Here is a 19,831-nt window from a genome sequence, read left to right as displayed (position 1 = left end):
TTGGCTCTTATTTTTTGAAATTAGTTTTTGTATTATAGTTAGCTCCCCATATAGATGAAAACAAAAGCAATTACTATACTCTTCTTTACAGTACTGATAACATTTAAGGGGCATACTGAGCCCATTGCTCGCTGCAATTCAACAGGTGAAGTTATTTCTTGCATACCAGCTTCAGTTTCTAATGAGCAGTATTCTGGTTTTTTTGCAAGTATCTTTGACACAAGTAAGTGGCCTCCACGATGGCAGTGTGGTTCATGGAGTGCGGTTCATGGCTGGACCTATATTTTATCCGATATAGGTATCTGGCTGGCTTACTTTGCCATACCCATTATACTTGGCTTTTTCTTGTATAAAAAGAATGGCACAGGACTTCCGTTTTCGGGTATTATGCTATTATTTATGGCACTTATTCTATCTTGTGGCCTCACACATCTGATTGACGCTGTTATATTTTGGCAACCTGTCTATAAACTCAGTGCAATGGTTAGGTTCTTAACTGCTGTTATTTCTATAGGTACCGTTTTTGCTTTGATCAAGGTTGCCCCCAGGGTTATACAATACAGAAGCCCCCAAGAACTTGAGAAAATAGTGGAGGAAAGAACTGAGGCGCTTAAGCGTGTCAATCAGAGCCTGGAAAAAGAGATTAGTGAGAAAGAGGCTGTCAAGAAAGAAGGGAGGTTACTATTAGAGTCATTACCAATAATAGCCTGGGGTGCCGATCCCTTAGGAGAGTCAACCTATGTAAATGGGCGTTGGAAGGAATACACGGGTTTGGAATCTAATGATGATGAAAGTTGGCGCAAGACGGTTCACCCCGATGACCTGAAGATAGGTGAGAAGCTATGGAAGCATTGTGTGAAAACCGGGCAGGATTTTATTTTAGAACAAAGACTGGCAGCAAAAGATGGACATTATGAATGGTTTCTAATCAAGGCTATCGCTATAAAGGATGATCAAGGCAACATCATTAAATGGATAGGTACTGATACCAATATACATGAACAGAAGGAAAGTGAGCACAGAAAAGATATCTTTCTCAACATAGCAAGTCATGAACTGAGAACGCCTCTAACCAGCGTAAAGGCTTACATTGAGCTGCTTAGGGAAATACTTGGCGAGCACAAGTTTGAGCCGGTGCCTTCTTATCTTGATAAAGCATACAGGAGTACAGAAAAATTAAATGCACTGATAAGTGAGCTTTTGGATGTATCCAGAATACAATCAGGCAAGGTTGTATTAAACAAAAGTGAATTTGACATTGATGATATGGTTCAGGATGTAATAGAGATATTTCAACATGATACGCCAACACATGAAATCGCTTTTGATGGAGGGATGGATAACCTGATAATTGCGGATAGAGGTAGAGTTGAGCAAATAGTAAATAATCTATTATCCAATGCTATTAAATACTCACCGAAAGCTAATAAAGTGATTATAAGAACCATAAAAGGAACTGAGCATGTTCGGATTGATGTAGTGGACTTTGGTGTAGGTATTCCTGTTGAGGAACAAGACAAGCTTTTTGATCAGTTTTACCGGTCATCAGATGCTGCAAAAAGTGCGAATGGTTTGGGCATGGGATTGTACATTTCTCAGGAAATAGCCAAGCAGCATGGTGGAATAATAAAGGTTAAAAGTACGCTGGGAGAGGGGGCAACTTTTTCGCTTATATTACCTTTTTCGCAACAGAATTGAGTGAAACAAGCTAGTGATTATAAAATAAAATGTATAAATAATAAAAAAGATTGCAAAAGGGCTTGGTAATGGCCGATGGAGAATTTATTTAGGTTCAGTTATGTATTACGATTGAGGAGTAATTGATTTCATGAGCTGGGTGTATTTTTTTAACGAGTGAGAAGGGGGAGTGAATTGATAGGTATTGGTATGGTGCTGTCCAACAATGTAGTGTGAGCAGTATTCAATGGCTTTTCTACATTTCATAATTACACTTAAAGTTTGATAGATTCTGTACCCTACACAAGCATTTATACATGCCTGACAGCATTTTATAAATTGTATAAAAAGGTTTTTATGAAGTGAGTTAGGTTCTTCGTTAAGCTTGATGATAAGGATCATTCCTGCATCAGTACAAGCCAGTGCCTGGTTTAAGCAACTCTTTCCAAATGTTTTATTTGATGACTGTGCGCATGTGGTTGTTAGGTTTTCACAAGCCTCAACACATTCATAGATGGAATCCAATAATATAGACTTTTCCATGGCGGTCAATTTTTGCATTACTGTTACAGTATTGGAATAACTGTGCCAATGCGTAAAACTGCTTGCAAGCCTTATAGTGTGTCTGCCTCAGGGAAGTATTTCCTCAACTTTTTGGGAAAATTTTTACTCAACTTGTTGAAGGGTTTATTAAATTAAATCAGTGGTGAGAAGTCATTATTTCATTTGCTCCTGAACACGTTGCTCTTGGTACATACGTCTATTCAGAGTGGCTGAGTAATCTCGTGCTTTTTTGTTACCATAATCTACATAGGCCCTGTCTGCCCATGTTTTAGCGGTTTCAAGCTCACCCATGACCTCGTAAGATATTGCGATATTATAACAGAGATACCCGGCCTCCTTTGTAGCAGCATGGCTGAGTCCGCTTTCCCATTTATTTGCTGACCCTTGCCAGTCATTGATATCGGCTAATCGGGAGCCCGCAGCTATTTCAGGTACTTTTTTTGACTTGCTGTAAAACTCTCTCGAAATCCTGATTGGCATAGGAGCGATTTTGTAGGCATAATCAGAACCAGCTATTTTGCCCATATAGCGGGTTGCGTCAGACTTGGCTATAAGGCCAGCCAGAGCATCTTTAGCACTTTTTCCTGCTGCCTGCCAAGTATTTGACTTAGAGAAGAGTTGTTGGTCAACAATTGTTTTTTCCTTGGGATCGTAGACCCTAAAGCCGATAGTAAGGTTGCCTACACCTTCTGCATAATATTCATCTACTTCGATTTCCTTTTTCACACCGTCCTCTTCTATTTGTTTCTTAACTTTTCTTTTGCCGTTGGTTATTACAAAGTCAGTATCAAATATTTCTATGGCTATTAATATTTCTGCACCATATCGACTTGCCATTTGCTCAACTTTAAGCCAGGGAAGTGCTGCAGGAAAAGCAGAAGTGATGCTATTCCCGATCAGTTGTTCACTGGCCACCTTAGTATGAAAACGAGGTGAAGCCATAAGTTGGTTTTGAAATGCCATCATTGTGGCCTGCACACCGGCCTTATCTTCTCCGGGCATCTCACCGGTCAATATGCCTTCTACAATATTGACTGCATTTTTGTCGAATTTTGAGCGGTCTACAATTACAATAGTATTGGCATATGATGGAAATGTGATCTCTGCCGGTCGCATGGCATTCATAGTTACGATGCGTGTACCAGAACAAGCACCAAGGGCTATCATGCAGACTAATAATATAAAACTAAGATATTTTGTAACCGTTCTTTTCATTGGAGTTTCGGAGATATTCTAAAAATCAATATATAAATATCATGATGCTTTTACCAGAAATATTGTTAGTTCCTTATGTTATATAAGTGCATTAGAGCCACTTCTTTCGTCGAAAGAAAAGTAGCGTGGCAGCGGAAGAAAGTATCATCAGTAAAATGGCAAAAGGATAGCCCCAGACTTCATCCAGCTCGGGCATGAAAACAAAGTTCATACCGTACATGCTGGCGATTAGTGTTGGTGGCATAAATACCACTGTTACTACTGTAAAGATTTTGATAATCCGGTTTTGCTCCATATCCACTAAGCCCAGAAAAGTATTTTGAAGAAACTCTAATCTTTCAAAACTAAAGGCGGTATGGTCAAGTAATGAACCTACGTCTTTGATCATTACCCTGATCGTTTCATAATCGTCTTTTGGAAAAAATCGACTCTTTAGTATGGAAGAAAGTATGCGCTGCTTTTCCACAATATTTTCGCGTATGGCAATTGTGGTTTCCTGAAGAGAAGTGATTCGGATCAATAGGTCGCGTTCCAAATCCTTGTCTTTTACCAGGTCTCTACTGATACCAGTTATATGATCAGTTATGTTTTCAATGAGATCTGCATCAAAATCAATTCTGGTTTCAAATAAAGTCAACATAATATTGGCACCTGTTTTGGGTTTGAATATGTTGATCTTTTTCAGGGTGTCAGTAAAAGTATTGTACTCTCCCGAACGTTGTGTTATAAGAATGTTGTTCTTTAGAATAAATGAGACAGGCTCATTGGCAAATCCTCCTTCTATATTGCGTTTAAGAAAATTAAGGTTGATGCCAACTTCTTCCTCATTTTCAAGGTATCGGGAGCTGCTTTCTATCTCTTTACTTTCCTGGCGGGTAAAGAGTTCTATTTCCATGACTTTTTCTATTAGAGCCTTTTCTTCTTTGGAAGGAGAAAGCAGATCTATCCATAGCAGGTTATTTAATGAGTCAGGTAAAACTTTAACGTCTGGTTCTACGACTATTTTGCCATTTTCTTTAGTGATTATGTTTATCAATTTTTCGTCGTCTTTAATTTGTTAAGAAAACCCGACGCTAAGGTAACTATTTATATTTGGCAGTTTGCAATGGTGATGGTGGGATTCTATTATTTTGCGACTACCTTAAAAATAGTGAGATAAATAGCCATAGTAGGGAGAGTGTTCATGGGCGGGCTGCCGCCTGCCCATGAGGGAGCAAGTCAGACTTAAACCTTTACGGAAGCTTCCAGACTTCTTTTTTCATCCCTTAATAGATTTTCAATCAACTGCTTGTGCTTTATAAGACGGGCTTTTGTACGTAAGCACTTATTAAGCCTTACTTCAAAGTCACTAAGCACATTCATGTAGTTGATGAAGGCCAGATACGGAGAAGGATAGGGATTAAAATAGTTGTGAACCTGCCCGTCAGCAAAATCTTTGGTACTCATATAATAAAAATGGTCGCTGGCCTGAAGGTATTGCCAGTCTCTGAGTATTTCAGGGTTTTCACATCTCCTGACTTTTTTCTTTAATTTATAAAGGCTTTCAAAGGCATCGCATTGTAGCGAATTGCCCAACCAGGCACTCAAGTCCCTGGCTTCATCAGCCCAAGAAATAGTATGTGGTACAGAAAGGATATCAATCGGTTCAAACTTATTCAAGGCCTCTGAAGGGTGAACAAAACTGAATCCTGATGAAGAAAGAATCTGCTCAGGCAATTCCTGTAAGAAATTGAATATGCCACTATCTGCCCATTGATGTTCTCCAAAGGTCTCATAGTCCATAAAGAGATTAATCACATGGTGCTGCTCAGGCAATCGGTTTAGCCAATGGACGTATTTATCCGCACTTAGTGGCCATTGGTTCCATGACTGGTCAGAAAAACGGAATGCAATGTCATCACTAAGTTTATAGTTTTTGAGTAGAACTTTAAGCTCTGAGGGTGTGTGAGCTAGATAAACATAATTGGGGCTTTTATGGGCTAATATGCTATCAGCACCCTCAGTGAGGATACCGTTGAAGCCCATGTCTGCCACTTGATGAGCAACAGCATCATTATAAATCAGTTCTGTATTTCTGAAAACTTTTGGGTGCTGTCCAAATATGTTGTAGATTTTCCCTACATGCTGACTCACTTGGCGTCTAAATTCCTTTTTCGAAGCTACCGAGGCTAGCGAGTGGGCATATGTTTCAGCCAGTAGTTCTACACATCCGGTATCAACGAGTTTTTGAAAACTAGTGAGAATTTCTGGTGCATATCGTTCAAACTGGTCAAGTGCAGAACCAGATATGGAAAAACTTACTTTAAAGTTTCCGTTATGCCTGCAAATGAGGTTATGAATGATCTCATTTGCAGGTAAATAACATTTCTCTGCAATTTTCTTAATAATAGCAGGGTTGGTTGTCTCATCGTAATAATCATGGTTACGACCTATGTCAAAAAAACGATAAGGTCTAAGCCTGAAAGGTTGGTGAATCTGAAAGTAAAAACAAATGGCGCTCATACAGTTGTTGGTTTTATAGTTGTAAAGTTTATCGACTTATTTCCGGGGAAGAAGACTTGAGTTGTCGGATATAAACCTCTTTTATAACGGATGCTGACCTCTGCCAGTTCAGCACTTTAATATCATTCTTTCCGTGGTCCCGGAATAAACCGGAAAGGCTGTTGTATTGTAGGAGTGCGGCTATGGCGTCGGCAAGGGCGTCCACATCCCAAAAGTCAACCTTTATTGCATTTTTTAACACTTCAGAAACTCCCGATTGTTTGGATATGATCACGGGTACATTGGCTTTTATTGCTTCCAATGGGGCTATTCCAAAGGGTTCGGATACAGAGGGCATGACAAAAACATCGCTCATGCCATACATTTTATCCACTTCGCTTCCATTTAGAAAACCTGTAAAGTGAAACCTGGAACTCATCTTTAATTCAGCAACCCGCTCAATCATGGTGTTCATTAAGTCGCCACCGCCGGCCATTACGAACCTTACATTGGGGATTACATCCAGCACTTTTCTGGCTGCTTCTACGAAGTATTCAGGGCCTTTCTGGTAAGTGATCCTACCCATGAAGGTCACTACTTTTTCCTGAATGCCCTTTGATGAATGAACTGCTTCATTGTCTTTTGAAGAGATCCCATTGTGTATAACACTGACCTTGTTTGGATCTATTTCATATTTATCAATGATTATTTTTCGAGTATAATCGCTTACAGCAATGACATGGTCTGCCTGCTGCATACCCTCTTTTTCTATATCAAATACGGCTTGGTTAATATTTATGCCAGACCTATCATATTCTGTAGCATGGATATGTGCGATCAGAGGTTTTCCGCTTGCTTCCGAGGCGGCAATGCCAGCCGGAAATGTAAGCCAGTCATGCACATGGATAATGTCAAAATTATATGTACTTGCGATCTCTGATGCAACAACGGCATATTTGTGTACCTCTTGCATTAGCTCAGTACCATACTTGCCGGTCATTTCAAAGCGTTGAAGTGGATATTTTTCCATTACTTCAGTCTCGCGTATCTCCACTGTTTCGGTGCATTTAACTTCCGGCTGATCAAATGAAGTATAAGGGGCCAAAGGCGATTGTGCTTCAATATACTGAAGCCGCTCTGACCATTTCCTGGTCACTGGTTTATTCGTATTTATCAATACATCGCTGGCACTGACCAGTCTGAATGCTTCACTGTTTTCATCTCCATAAAGCTTTGGAATGACAAAAATTACTTCTACTTCCTCTCGGAGAAGCCCTGTAACAATACCGTAGCAAGCCGTGCCCAGCCCACCTGAAATGTGTGGTGGGAATTCCCACCCAAACATGAGTACCTTCATTATAGATTATAGAGTTCTTTTATTTTTGAAGATTTATTTTTCAATATATTTTTCTTTTGGGTTGAGTATTGTGCTATAAGTTGTTTTACCCTGAGTACTTCGGCGATGCTCCAAGCCTGAGAAATAGCACCGCCTGGCACTGCATTGCTGCCATTGTAAACTTCGCAAAGTGTTCCAAGTCCAAGCTCAATAATGGCGGGCTCAAGGTCATTATATATCTTTTTAACAAAACTGATGCCTTTTGTTCCTTTTACATTAAGGTAGGCCTCTATAAATGGCCCTAAGAGCCATATCCATGCGGTACCTTGGTGGTATGACAGATCTCGATTGGATTGATCTCCGAAGTAAGTGCCTCTATAATTAGGGTCAGAGGGGGATAGCGTCCTCACACCCCTGGTTGTTAGCAGCTCATCTTTTACCTGATCTATGATACTTTCGCTCATGCCACTATTCAAAGGACTAAAGGGTAGCGAAATGGCGAATAGTTGATTTGGCCTGAATGACCAGTCCACATTTTCTCCATCTATATTATCAGCCAGGTAGCCTTTGGCCTCGTTCCAGTACGCTGAAATAAATGAACCTTTTATAAGTTCGGGGTATTTAGACCATTGGTTAACAAAGGTTTTATCACCTGATTGTTCAGCAGAATGCAAAGCGAAGTTTACTGCGTTATACCATAAGGAGTTAACTTCAACTGGCATGCCAAAGCGAGGGGTTATGGGGGTTCCGTCTTGTTCCGCGTCCATCCAGGTTAAGGCGTGATTTGTATGCTCAGAACTAATCAGGCCGGATTTCAGCATGTGAGTATTATAATGCGTGCCGTTTTTAAAGTTTTTTAATATAGACTTAATAGAGTGACCATAAATTTGCCATACAATTTTACTGTCACCGGTTTGTATAGCATACTGCTGCAATGCCCAAATACACCATAGAGGGGCATCAACAGCATTGTAGCCGTTATGTTTACCCTTTCCGGTATTAGGGAAAAAACCTCTTTTTAACTTCTTCAACATGGAGTCCATTATCAGTTTGAAGAGAGCTGGTTTTCCAGTGGTAAGAGTTAGGCCAGGTAGGGCTATAAAGGTGTCGCGGCTCCTGCACTTTCCAAACCAAGGCCATCCGGCAATGATATATGCGCCTTGGTTATCATGGACAATGAACTGTTCAGCAGCATTTTGCAGACAGCTCCCAAAGTCTTTCCTCAGGATAATCCTTTCCCTTTCACTCTGAAAGGTGCGCTTGAGTAAGCGGGGTTTAACCTCACGGGTGCCAGCAGCAAATATTAATTCATCACCATTGTGAAGTGTATATTCAAAATTACCGGGTACAAAAAGTGATTCTGTATAGTCATATCCTCTTTCTTTTTCTTTATAGTATTCTATATTATGGTACCAATCCGGTGAAGGGGAGAAGGTACCCTTTCTTGTACTTTGGAAAAATAAAGGATCATACATACGGAACATACTGAATCTAACCCCATTATTAGCTTCCTTAAAGGTAGCCTGTGAATGGTTGTCTGCATTTCGCAAGGTGTGGTAATTTCGGCAGGCGATAAATGGCCTTAATTGCAACTTTATTTTCCCCTTGCCCTCCAGGATATGATATCTGATCATTAATGTATTAGACTCACGGCTAAGGATGATTTCCTTTTCCAGTATAACCTCACCTATGTAAAAGGTCCACTTAGGGGCCTTTTCAAGGAGAAAACTCTTCATGTATTGCTGTCCTTCAGGGAAGTGTACCCCGGGGTACTGATGAACAGCAAGAGCATACCCTGTTTTACCTATCTTCACTGTTTCGTCGATATTGGAAATCATCACATGGTGTTGGTCATCGATTTTGGGTTGAGGAATTACCAAAAGCCCGTGATACTTCCGAGTGTTACAGGTAGAAACTGACGTAGAGCAGTAAGCTCCGAGACAGTTGGTCAGCAAAATTTCTTTTTCTTTCGAATAAGAAATGTCATTAAGTAAAGGCTTGGTCAATTTGATATACGACATGGTTGGTTGGTTTTAGTGGATAACTCTCAAAAAATATATTTTTAAGCCGAATCGCGATGACTTCGGTCATTTATCACTTCTGATCGTAATCATAATACCGTGTTGTATGCTCTAATAAACACAGGCATGATCAAGTTGTTTTGTGAAAACGTTAAGTTGTGAGATGGTTTTTGGAAAAATTACTGATGATGAGTGGTTTATTGAGTGAAAATATTTGCCATAGCCAAAGTTTTATAACCTAATGTTTTTTAGTTAAAAACTAATCAGGAAATTGTCATCTTCGATATTATGTCTTTTTCAATGGCTTATTTCAAAAGAGGAGGTTTTATAATAGGGACCATACCGATTTTGGTAGCTGTATTTTTTGTTTAAAAGTGCTAGGTATCTTATTATTAATTGTAAGAACTATTGAAAGCTTTTCGTTAAATTAATAGTATAATTGGTTCATTATTAAACATACGGCAGATGTACAAAATCCTGGTTCCAACTGATTTTTCAAAATATGCAGGCTATGCAACAGATTTTGCTCTGGCCTTAGCGACTATAGAAAAAGCACACGTTCATTTTTTACATGTTGTTGAATACCCATCAGGGGCAATGGTAGATGCCATGGGAATGATGGTTCCTGTACCTGCAGATCTGGATTTTGTCAATGTGCTTAAGGAAAACTCCTTAAAGAAAATGGAAGCTTTGATCCGCGAACTGGAGCTGGAGGCTACTTACGATGTACAAATAGGCAGTCCTTCAGTTGTAATTCAGGAGGCTATTCAGGATAAAAGTATTGACTTGGTAGTAATGGGTACCAGAGGAGCATCTGGACTCAAAGAAATTTTTATTGGTTCCAATGCCGAAAAAGTAGTACGCAACTCATTATGCCCTGTTATTACCATACACGAGGAAGCAGAGGCCACTGAGATTGAAAATATAGTCTTTGCTTCCGATTTAAGAGAAGAGAGCGATGAATTGATGCAAAAATTAAAGCATTTGCAAAAGGCATTTCATGCTCATTTGCATATAGTAAAAATTGATACAGGTGGGCATGCTGATGAAGAAGATGAGTTGGCAAGTATGGAAGAGATAGTTTCGAAGTATAAATTCAGGAATTACACGCTGAATGTCTATAAAAATAAGCATGAGGATGAAGGTATATTGGCTTTTGGGAAATCTGTTAATGCAGACCTGATAGCTCTAGGTACACATGGAAGAACAGGGTTACCACATTTTTTAACCGGCAGCGTAGCCGAAAATTTAGTAAATCATGCTAGGTGCCCTATTTGGACATGTCATCTGGGGAAGACAATGGATCATTTTAATTAATGGCAGACTTTAACGAGAGGCTCCGATTGGAGGTGCATTTCTTCTAATAATCCCAATTTTTTCTCCATCCCCTTTTCTTCACGCAAGGCTCGTCTCAATAGCCTTGTGATATCGGGGCATCCGGCAGAGACAGCACAGGTTATTGCAGTTTGATAGCCATTAATCTGATGCGTTGCCATAGCACGACCAGTGATAATCATCATTGTATCAGAAAGCTCAGTTTCGGTACATTGATTGGTAAGCTTTCTTTGAGATTTTGTCATGCAACGCATTACATCATCAATTTGGCCTTCCGTATCTTCCTTCAAAATTGTGAAAATAATTTCCATACGGTGCTGTTGGCGAAGCTTCTCTTCTATTTCCTCATCGATTAACTCTTTCAAATCATTAGAATATGCTTTCTCTTTGAGTAATGGTAGTGATTTGTATATGGTCCGGTCTGCATCATATAATGAGCGAATCTGTTGCAGCATCATGTCCTTCATATTGGTGATCTTCTTCATAATGGTATTCCTTTCTGTTTAGAGTCATGTTTATTATACATTTAAACAAATATCTCTACACAATTACCCAATATTCATTTCAAAGCCTTCTGAACGGATATTTGTTGATTTTCATCCCAACACTTTTGCCCGTTTAACTATATTAAAAGCTAAACAATTCTTTGATGAGAAGCAAGAAAATGGGTATCTCAAGCTTAATTTTTTTATGAAAAACGTTCATATTGGTACATATGTAATAAGTTAAAAATATAAGTCATTAATCTATATTAGTAGTAAGCAGGTGCGTAATGGAGAGTTAAGCGCTCTACAATTCATATAAAGTATAACAGGTTATTGCTTCATAATGTTTATGATAGAATAAGGAGTTGATTATATGGAATTTGTGAGACACTAAACCTGATGAGACGGATATTATGAAAGGTGTATGAGAGCCGTTTGTTTAAGTATTTAAATTGAGGTATTTACAAGCATCTAGGGGTTCCAGAGTGAATGTTTTTTTGTCATCATCAAAAAGTTACTTAAGAATATACAATAAAATGGATCGGTTTTTTTACAATAAAACTATTTTACTTACATTGTTCTGCCTCAGGTTGTTGCACTTATCCGCTAAGTTGGAATCAGGCTTGAACATCTATATTGACCATTTCTCCAGCGCAAAAATGGTGCGTAACCGGATGTTTTGGTTATAAACTGATGGCAGTGCCTGGTTGTCAGGAGACTACATTTTAATTTCGGATAAATTAGAAAAAGTAGCATTCTCGTATCATTAATTTTATTTGATATTAACTTCCTGATTTTCCATGTCAATTGGGGAGTTATTGTTATTATTGAATTCGGAATTAAACCAGTTTTAGTTCTGGTTGACCATTGATATAGCCATTAACGTTCGAATGGAATGTTAATCTTGGAATGGCCCTAGCTTAAGCAACTGTAATATTAAACACCTAACTAAATCATATATACATGCAGATATCAGGACGTATCATCGACATTGAAAATCAAAAAATCTTTAAAGGGGAAATAGTGGTTGAAGGTGGAGTGATTACTGCTATCAATGAAAAAGATGATGTGGATGGGCAGTACTTGCTTCCGGGATTTATTGATGCTCACGTGCATGTTGAAAGTTCTATGGTAGTACCTTCCGAGTTTGCTCGCATGGCAGTAGTACATGGTACTGTGGCGACCATCTCTGATCCACATGAAATAGGTAATGTGCTAGGGGTTGAAGGTGTTAATTATATGATTGATAATGGGAAGCAAGTGCCTTTTAAGTTCTATTTTGGAGCCCCAAGTTGTGTTCCGGCAACACCTTTTGAGACAGCTGGAGCAGAAATAGATGTTGCTGGTGTTGAGGAGTTATTGAAAAAAGAAGAAGTACGCTACTTAGCTGAAATGATGAATTGGCCAGGGGTTTTGAATGATGACCCCACTGTAAAAGCAAAAATATCACTGGCTCAAAAGTATGGCAAAGTAGTGGATGGCCATGCCCCAGGACTTAAAGGAGACATGGCAAAACAATATATATCAGCCGGAATAAGCACTGACCATGAGTGCTTTACTGCTGAAGAGGCGGCTGATAAGCTCAAGTATGGCATGAAGGTGATTATCCGGGAAGGGAGTGCTGCCAAGAATTTTGAAGCCTTGATTGAGCTGATGAATGACCATTGGGAGCACATGATGTTCTGTTCTGACGATAAACACCCCGATAACCTGGAAGAGGGGCATATTAACCTTCTGGTAAAACGGGCTTTGGCTAAGGGTATAAACTTATTTAAAGTATTGAAAGCTGCTTGTATCAATCCTATTGAACATTATGGTATGAAGGTGGGGAAATTAAAAATAGGTGATCCTGCTGATTTTATAGTAGTTAATAATCCGAATGATTTTAAAGTACTCAAAACTTTTATCAATGGAGAACTGGTGGCTGAGGATGGCGTTACAAAAATTCTGAGGGTTGAAAATAAGGTAATCAATAATTTCAATACAAAACTTAAGAAGACCTCTGATTTTGCTCTCGAAGCCAAAGGAAATGATGTCAGAGTGATTGAGGCACTGGATGGGCAATTGATCACCAATGAGTTATCCCATAAACTTAAGACTAATAATGGCCATGCTGTTTCAGATATAAATGATGATATACTGAAGATAACTGTGGTCAACCGCTATGAAAACGCTGACCCTGCAATTGCATTTATAAAAAACTTTGGTCTCAAAAAAGGTGCTATAGCATCATCGGTAGGGCACGATTCACACAATATTATAGCGGTGGGTGTTGATGATGACTCTATAGCCATAGCTGTTAATATGATTATTGAGGCCAAGGGGGGAGTCTCTGCTGTAGGTGGGGATAAAAGTATGATCGTGAAACTTCCCGTGGCAGGGATCATGTCTCCTGAAGATGGCTATGAAGTGGCTAAGCAATATAAAGCAATAGATAAAATGGCCAAGGAACTAGGCTGCAAACTTAATTCACCATTTATGACCCTATCCTTTATGGCTTTATTGGTGATTCCTTCTTTAAAATTAAGTGATAAGGGCCTTTTTGAGGGCAATCGCTTTGAGTTCACCGATGTATTTAAGGCATAGAGTACATCACATAGGCTAAGAGAAAGGCAATGCTATACTTTTAAAAGTTAGAATTTATCTCTAATATGTATCATCTGTTAGATATGAAGAGGTATATCTCCATAGTATTTCTTAGCATATTCCTGACCTATCATATTGGTTACTATGGGGTTTATCTGGTTATGTGGTACAAAATAGAGAGCCAGTGGAAGCAAAAAGTGTCAGGGGCGGGTCTCAGTGTTCATGAACTCAACAAAATATCAACGCCATTATCATTACCCTATAGCCCTGATCAGCAAGAGTATCAGGAGGCTTCTGGCTCAATCCAAATTGAAGGAAAGTTTTACCGGTTTGTGAAATATCGCTATGCTCAGGATTCCCTTCATCTGCTCTATGTTAAGGACAATAAGATGGAGCAACTTCATAATGTTTTACGTGATTGGGCTGTATCATTCACTAGTATTCCTATATCCAAAAATGGAAGTGTGGAATTGTGGAAATCCATGTCTAAAGATTTTATATTCTGGCTTGCTTCGGCTATGAAAGCACCCAACGGTGTTGACTGGTTAGGTACCTTTGACGGTTACTTAGACAGATGGTTGTCTCTCTTTATTCAAGTCCCGTCGCCCCCTCCCAAAATAGGCTAACAGGTTAATTAAATTCTATTGAATTATTCAATGCATGCTGGATAATTAGCCTTTAACATACTAATTCTGTATTAACCCTTTATCTAATCACGTAGTAGGGCATAGTGCTTTGCATGATTCCTGATATACCTGTTCATTAATTTGGTTTGAATAAGGTACACTGTTATGTGCAGTGCTGTTAACCCATATAAGATATTTTATTTACTATGAAAAAAATCAACTTAACCCTAATAATATTTTTTTTAGGCTTGTTTCCTTATATTAATTTGCACGGCCAAGGCTGTGTTGCCATTCGTTCGTTTTCCGGGTGTGGTACCGGAGTAGGCGGAGGGGCCATTTTACTTCCGGGCGAATCCACAGCTGGCATGAACTTCCGATATTTTCATTCATTTAGGCACTTCAGAGGAACAGAAGAGGAAAAGGAGCGATTGGAACTTGGAACTGAAGTTATTAATGACTCTTATTTTGCTGACTTTTCCTACACCTATGCGTTTGCCAGGAGGTATTATGCTTCCCTTACCATACCATTTGTTTATCACGAACGCTCCTCTATGTATGAGCACGGAGGAAATAGCCTGGGGGATCGGCATAAGACCTATTCAAAAGGGCTGGCTGATATTCGTTTCGCAGTGGGACATTGGTTTCTGGACCCGAAAAAGCATCCTATAGTCAACGTGGCGTTGGCCATGGGACTAAAGCTTCCTACAGGAGATTATGATGCGGAAGGTAAGTTCTACAATGTAGGGCCAGACAGGGAAATGGTTACACGCCCGTTAGACCAATCCATACAACCAGGAGACGGTGGCTTGGGTCTTACAGTCGAAACTCAGACCTTCTATCAGGTTAGCTCAAAACTCATTTTGAATGGAAGCTTTTACTATTTAATTAATCCAAAGGAAGACAATGGTACCAGAAGAAGGGAAGGATCCACTCCGTATGCAGCTCCTGATCAATACGCTGCCAGGCTGAGCATGGTATATGCTACACCTCTAAATGGTTTGGGCCTGTCGGTGGGAGGTCGCATGGAGTGTGTGCCAGTTTATGACCTCATAGGAGGGAGCGATGCATATAGAAGGCCCGGCTATGCCATTTCAGTAGAACCTGGTTTAAACTACCAGTTGAGAAATTTCCTGCTAACCGCAAGTATACCGGTTGCTATAGAAAGGAACAGAACTCAAAGCTATCTGGATAAAAAACGTGAGCGTGAAACAGGAGAACCGAGACATGGCGATGCTGCATTTGCAGATTATCTCATTAATGTAGGAGTAGTTTATCGGTTTCATAAAATGAACCAGGTAAGTAATATTTTCAATGCTAATCAATAGTATTTGATGTTAAAGAGCGATTCCGGGGTACTGAAAGGCTAGGGGGCTTAAAGTACCCGGATGCTCTTTATAATTATATCTTTTATTAGTGGTTTAATAGAAAGTCAATTTGAGATTGATATATCTTCGAATATTTTATTTCACCTTGAAGCAGCCACTCCTGGGTTTCTGCTAATATCTCATAGCCAGGTGTATTTATGTGCTTTGGAATTTTAAACAGTCGCTCATCTTTCTTGCCAAACGGGCAGTCGACCTTAGAGTTGAACAAGTATGGAAGCAGGGTTTTAGAACAACTTAATCCTATTCTGTTAATTTCATAGTCATCAAAATACTCATGAAGCCTTTCGTTAATGCTTTCGAAAAAGTGAACTGTGTTGGCTAATCTTACGCGTGAACCCGCTCGGGATTTTCCCTTGGATTTTAAATATTTAACCTGACTCTTACCTTGCTTCTTTCTAACCATATACGATTTAAATACCTTATGATCAATCATGATATCATCATCAAAGTACCCTAATGCAGCTTTACCGGCCTGAATGAGGATGAGTATATAGCCAACACTCTCCTCAGTACTATCCCAAGCATCAAGATTGTCAATATGTGGAAAATTTACAGGAAGGCGTAGTCCGATACTTTCTTCACTGGTCGGGTCAGCTTCAATAGTTATGCGGTGTTTCTTCTGATCATAGTGCCAGATAAGCTCACTGTTTTTCAGGCGCCTGATCATATTGTACGTTTCTTCCTGACTTAAGAGCTGCTCCATGCTTTGCGTATGTGTTTGCAATTATAAGTATAAAAAAGTATGTGAGTGACCATGTATTCAGGCAACGTTAAAATTTAAGCAAACCGTTCATTCTGGGGTTAGCAGGTTTTCAATATCATTTATTAGTGAGCACTTATAAAATGGATTATTTCTGTTAAGTAATAGTAAGGCATTGACCACATATTAGTATCTAAGTGAAATTAAAGTTTACATCTTCTTTCAGGTTAGCTAAAGGTTGGTTTATATTTGAAATAAACCCATATTTTATGAGAGCAGTAAACATCATTGGCGCATATAATTCCACGTTTGGAAAACTTGAAGAAGAATCACTTTATAGTCTGTATGAGAAAGCAATTAAAGGAGCTTTGGAGGATGCACAACGAAAGGCAGAGGATATAGACGCTGTTTTCGTTGGCAATTTTAGTGGAGGCAGTTTTAATAACCAGGAAAATATAGCTTCTTATGGTGTGAATGTTATGCCCGGCCTTCGTCACAAACCCATGTATCGCACGGAAAATGCATGTGCTTCTGGCTCTTCAGCGGTTCATATGGCTGCTATGGCCATTCAATCAGGTATTATAAAGCGGGCACTGGTTGTCGGGCTTGAAAAAATGACTGAACTAGATACAAAAGGAGTAACCCGATCTTTGGCTTTGGCTACTTACTGGCCTGAGGAAGGTGCGAGAGATGTAACTGCTCCATGTATGTTTGCCCAGTTGGCTAACGGGTGGATGAATAAGTATGGTTTTCGTGAAGAACAGGTAAGACCATGGTTGGCCGCAATAGGCTCAAAGAACTATACCAATGCAGCCCAAAACCCTTTGGCACATTTGCAAAAGGCCAGAACAGCAGAAGAAATTATGGGGATACCGGATGAAAAAAATCCTATGATCAATACTCCACTAAGACTGCATGATTGCTCCCTTATTTCCGACGGTTCGGCGGCACTTGTATTGGAAGCAGAAGGAGAATCTTCCGGTTCAGCAGTGGCTTTAAAAGGCTTCTATAATGCCAGTGATTATCTGGATACTTTTGGAGTGCATAAATCTGATCATTTCCTTGAAGGAGCATCTTTTGCTGTTAAAAATGCCTTACAACAAGCAGGTATGACTATAGAAAATATACAGCTAGCAGAGGTTCACGACTGCTTTACCATTACGGAAATGCTTTTGTATAGCGCCCTGGGTTTGGCAGAACCAGGAAGAGAGTTTGAGGCTATTGAAAATAAAACTGTATTCCCTGACGGAAAATGCGTTGTAAATGCATCAGGTGGATTGAAAGCCAAAGGGCACCCAATAGGAGCAACGGGAGTGTCAATGCATGCATATATTTATAAGCAGTTGACTGATCAGCCTATGGGGCTTAGCGTATCCGGTGCAGAATCCGGGCTGGTTATGAATATTGGTGGGTCTGGTACATCCAATTGTGCATCCGTGCTTACCCGGTTGTAGTAGAGGGTAACTCTTATAAAAGTCTGCTGATAACACTTCGGTACGTCTGTCCGATAGGTATTTCGTGCTGCCCTATTTTGATTCTGTTGCCTTCAATGGTCTGTATTTTGTCCAAAGACACTATAAATGACTTATGCACCCTTAAGAATTGACCTTCAGGTAGTAGCGTTTCGAAGTGAGAAATTTTCTCATGGCTGATGATCATGCTATCCGTTAAATGTAGCTTGGTATAGTTTCCATATGCCTCTACAAATAGGAGATTTTGAGTGAAAACCTGATGGTATTTTTTGTCGCCCTTAATAAAGAAACTAGACTGCAAAGCAGGGGGAGGCACCTGTTTAGCTACGGGAGATACGGAGGGCATTGTACCAACTGCTTTGTTTACAGCTTGTACCAGCCTTTCGAAGCTAAAGGGCTTCAGTAAATAGTCTACAACATTAAGTTCATACCCCTCCAGGGCAAATTCTTTATATGCTGTAGTTACTATAACTTGAGGTGGATTGGGCAGCGTTCTTAAAAAATCAAAACCCTTAAGCTTTGGCATATTAAGATCCAGAAACATAATATCCACGGATGCACTGCTTAAGTATTGCATTGCTTCCATAGCATTGTAGCAGTGCTGTTTTAGGTTAAGGTGGGGCAGCATGCCACAAAACTCTTCTATAAGTTCATGAGCAAGAGGCTCGTCATCCACGATAATATAATTGATCATTTGATGTTTATGTTTAAGTCAACTTTAAAGGTATTGTTCCGCTCGGTTACTGTAAGTTTATACTCTTCAGGATATATCAAGGCTAACCTACGTTTTAAGTTTTCTAAACCGATGCCGCATTCCTCACTTTTTATGGTCGGGTCAAAATTATTCTGGATACAAAAATGCATTGTTTTGCCGTTGCTAACCAGGTTCATTTTAATATATGCCCCATCTGATAAGGACTCCACTCCATGTTTAATGGCATTTTCAAGCAGTATAATGAAAAGTAAGGGAGCGATTTGATCGTCATCTCCGACATCATGTTCAAAATTAATATTTACCTTCTTATGATACCTGATTCTATGCAGGTCAATGTAGTTATTGAGGTATTTAATCTCTTCCTGAATAGGCACGAAGCTCTTTTTGCCTTCATAAATGGTATAGCGCATCATGTCTGAAAGCATTAATATCACCTTTGGTGCTTCATCAGAATGTTTGACTGTAAGCGAATACAAGTTATTCAGGGTATTAAAGAAGAAGTGTGGATTGATTTGGGTTTTAAGTAAGGCCAGCTCAGCTGCGGCTTTATCTGCTTTCAGTGATTTTAACCATTTCCACTGCTCATACCCCCAAAGAATAAAAAATATAGGTATGGGAAGCACTAATAAGGTAAAGGCAAAGCCTTTCTCAAACTTAAGATAGTGTTCAAAGTTTTCAGAAAATAACCTGACATATGTCCAGTAACTAAACAAAAAGATGTAAAGAGTTAGGATGTATAATCGGTACTTGCTGAAAAAGATAGGAGCGAGTAAATAAAGTAAGCCCATCCAGAAAGTAATGATCAAGAATATCGATATCGGGTTGTCAGGAATACTCAGGTATGAATCAATCCATAAGGTAAAGACCAAGAGTGAAATAAGACCAATGATCCTAAAAACTATTTTTTTCTTCTTTTTTAAATACCCACTAAAATGAAATGGCAAGGAGATAATGATCCACCAAAATAGAAATAGCAAAATATTGACTGCTACCTCACTTTTATCTATCAGTATGAAGTCAATAGCAACTAATACCTCAATAAGGATGCAGGTTACTATCAGGCCTATAAAGAAACCCTTGTATTGCTTTAACCATTTAATCATGCCTCAAAATTAGCAGGTATACAAGAACTACCTAATTAACTTGATGAACATGGTTATTATCGATATGAATAAAACTGATTTTATGTTGAATTGATATTGATTTAGAAAGCAGAGCTGTCTGTTATTGAAT

The 19,831-nt window shown here is 39.3% G+C and carries 16 protein-coding genes; 6 read left to right on the top strand and 10 right to left on the bottom strand.

Annotated elements, in window-relative coordinates:
• Positions 1-54: 54 nt before the first annotated feature.
• Entirely contained in the window at positions 55-1,698 is a 1,644-nt protein-coding gene (locus tag JMN32_RS21260) for a sensor histidine kinase (protein WP_202858400.1), read from the top strand.
• Between the two features lie 105 nt (positions 1,699-1,803).
• On the opposite strand, the gene JMN32_RS21255 is transcribed toward JMN32_RS21260, so the two are convergent.
• The 6 genes from JMN32_RS21255 to JMN32_RS21230 form a co-directional block, all read right to left on the bottom strand.
• Positions 1,804-2,220 (bottom strand): hypothetical protein, encoded by a 417-nt coding sequence (locus JMN32_RS21255; protein WP_202858399.1) that lies wholly within the window; start codon positions 2,218-2,220, stop codon positions 1,804-1,806.
• A 174-nt stretch (positions 2,221-2,394) separates the two neighbouring features.
• A complete protein-coding gene (locus JMN32_RS21250) occupies positions 2,395-3,456 on the bottom strand; it encodes a DUF6340 family protein (RefSeq protein WP_238354576.1) in 1,062 nt (353 codons plus the stop codon).
• Positions 3,457-3,547: 91 nt separating this feature from the next.
• A complete protein-coding gene (corA, locus tag JMN32_RS21245; RefSeq protein WP_202858397.1) occupies positions 3,548-4,492 on the bottom strand; it encodes a magnesium/cobalt transporter CorA in 945 nt (314 codons plus the stop codon).
• A gap of 188 nt (positions 4,493-4,680) precedes the next feature.
• Complete coding sequence (locus tag JMN32_RS21240; RefSeq protein ID WP_202858396.1) at positions 4,681-5,958, bottom strand: glycoside hydrolase family 57 protein; 1,278 nt, start codon at positions 5,956-5,958, stop codon at positions 4,681-4,683.
• A 28-nt stretch (positions 5,959-5,986) separates the two neighbouring features.
• A complete protein-coding gene (locus tag JMN32_RS21235; RefSeq protein WP_202858395.1) occupies positions 5,987-7,294 on the bottom strand; it encodes a glycosyltransferase family 4 protein in 1,308 nt (435 codons plus the stop codon).
• Positions 7,294-9,294 carry an amylo-alpha-1,6-glucosidase gene (locus JMN32_RS21230; RefSeq protein WP_202858394.1) on the bottom strand — a complete coding sequence of 667 codons (2,001 nt, stop codon included), beginning with the start codon at positions 9,292-9,294 and terminating at the stop codon, positions 7,294-7,296. Before JMN32_RS21230 ends, JMN32_RS21235 begins: the two co-directional genes overlap by 1 nt.
• Positions 9,295-9,759: 465 nt before the next feature.
• Between JMN32_RS21230 and JMN32_RS21225 the strand changes: the two genes are divergently transcribed.
• Positions 9,760-10,611: a universal stress protein gene (locus JMN32_RS21225; protein WP_202858393.1), complete on the top strand. Its 852-nt coding sequence runs from the start codon at positions 9,760-9,762 to the stop codon at positions 10,609-10,611.
• Here the strand turns inward: JMN32_RS21225 and JMN32_RS21220 are convergent.
• Complete coding sequence (locus JMN32_RS21220) at positions 10,608-11,114, bottom strand: YciE/YciF ferroxidase family protein (RefSeq protein WP_202858392.1); 507 nt, start codon at positions 11,112-11,114, stop codon at positions 10,608-10,610. The genes JMN32_RS21225 and JMN32_RS21220 overlap by 4 nt on opposite strands.
• A gap of 963 nt (positions 11,115-12,077) precedes the next feature.
• On the opposite strand from JMN32_RS21220, the gene ade reads away from it, so the two are divergent.
• The 3 genes from ade to JMN32_RS21205 all read left to right on the top strand — a co-directional run bounded on the left by ade (position 12,078) and on the right by JMN32_RS21205 (position 15,651).
• Positions 12,078-13,700 carry an adenine deaminase gene (ade, locus tag JMN32_RS21215; protein WP_202858391.1) on the top strand — a complete coding sequence of 541 codons (1,623 nt, stop codon included), beginning with the start codon at positions 12,078-12,080 and terminating at the stop codon, positions 13,698-13,700.
• A gap of 83 nt (positions 13,701-13,783) precedes the next feature.
• Positions 13,784-14,326, top strand: coding sequence for a hypothetical protein (locus JMN32_RS21210; protein WP_238354575.1), 543 nt, complete (start codon positions 13,784-13,786; stop codon positions 14,324-14,326).
• Positions 14,327-14,532: 206 nt separating this feature from the next.
• Positions 14,533-15,651, top strand: a complete 1,119-nt coding sequence (locus JMN32_RS21205) for a transporter (protein ID WP_202858389.1) — start codon at positions 14,533-14,535, stop codon at positions 15,649-15,651.
• A gap of 85 nt (positions 15,652-15,736) precedes the next feature.
• Here JMN32_RS21205 and JMN32_RS21200 read toward each other — a convergent pair whose 3' ends face one another.
• A complete protein-coding gene (locus JMN32_RS21200) occupies positions 15,737-16,414 on the bottom strand; it encodes a hypothetical protein (protein WP_202858388.1) in 678 nt (225 codons plus the stop codon).
• 266 nt (positions 16,415-16,680) lie between these two features.
• Between JMN32_RS21200 and JMN32_RS21195 the strand changes: the two genes are divergently transcribed.
• Complete coding sequence (locus JMN32_RS21195) at positions 16,681-17,865, top strand: thiolase C-terminal domain-containing protein (protein ID WP_202858387.1); 1,185 nt, start codon at positions 16,681-16,683, stop codon at positions 17,863-17,865.
• Positions 17,866-17,878: 13 nt separating this feature from the next.
• Here the strand turns inward: JMN32_RS21195 and JMN32_RS21190 are convergent, their stop codons facing one another.
• Positions 17,879-18,577 (bottom strand): LytR/AlgR family response regulator transcription factor, encoded by a 699-nt coding sequence (locus tag JMN32_RS21190; RefSeq protein ID WP_202858386.1) that lies wholly within the window; start codon positions 18,575-18,577, stop codon positions 17,879-17,881.
• A complete protein-coding gene (locus JMN32_RS21185) occupies positions 18,574-19,701 on the bottom strand; it encodes a sensor histidine kinase (protein WP_202858385.1) in 1,128 nt (375 codons plus the stop codon). The genes JMN32_RS21190 and JMN32_RS21185 overlap by 4 nt, the downstream gene beginning before the upstream one ends.
• Positions 19,702-19,831: the final 130 nt, after the last annotated feature.

Origin of the sequence: Fulvivirga marina, assembly GCF_016775155.1 — a bacterium.
GTDB classification, from domain to species: domain Bacteria; phylum Bacteroidota; class Bacteroidia; order Cytophagales; family Cyclobacteriaceae; genus Fulvivirga; species Fulvivirga marina.
Note: the sequence above shows the minus strand (reverse complement) of the source record. Positions and strands in the feature narration are given on the sequence as shown.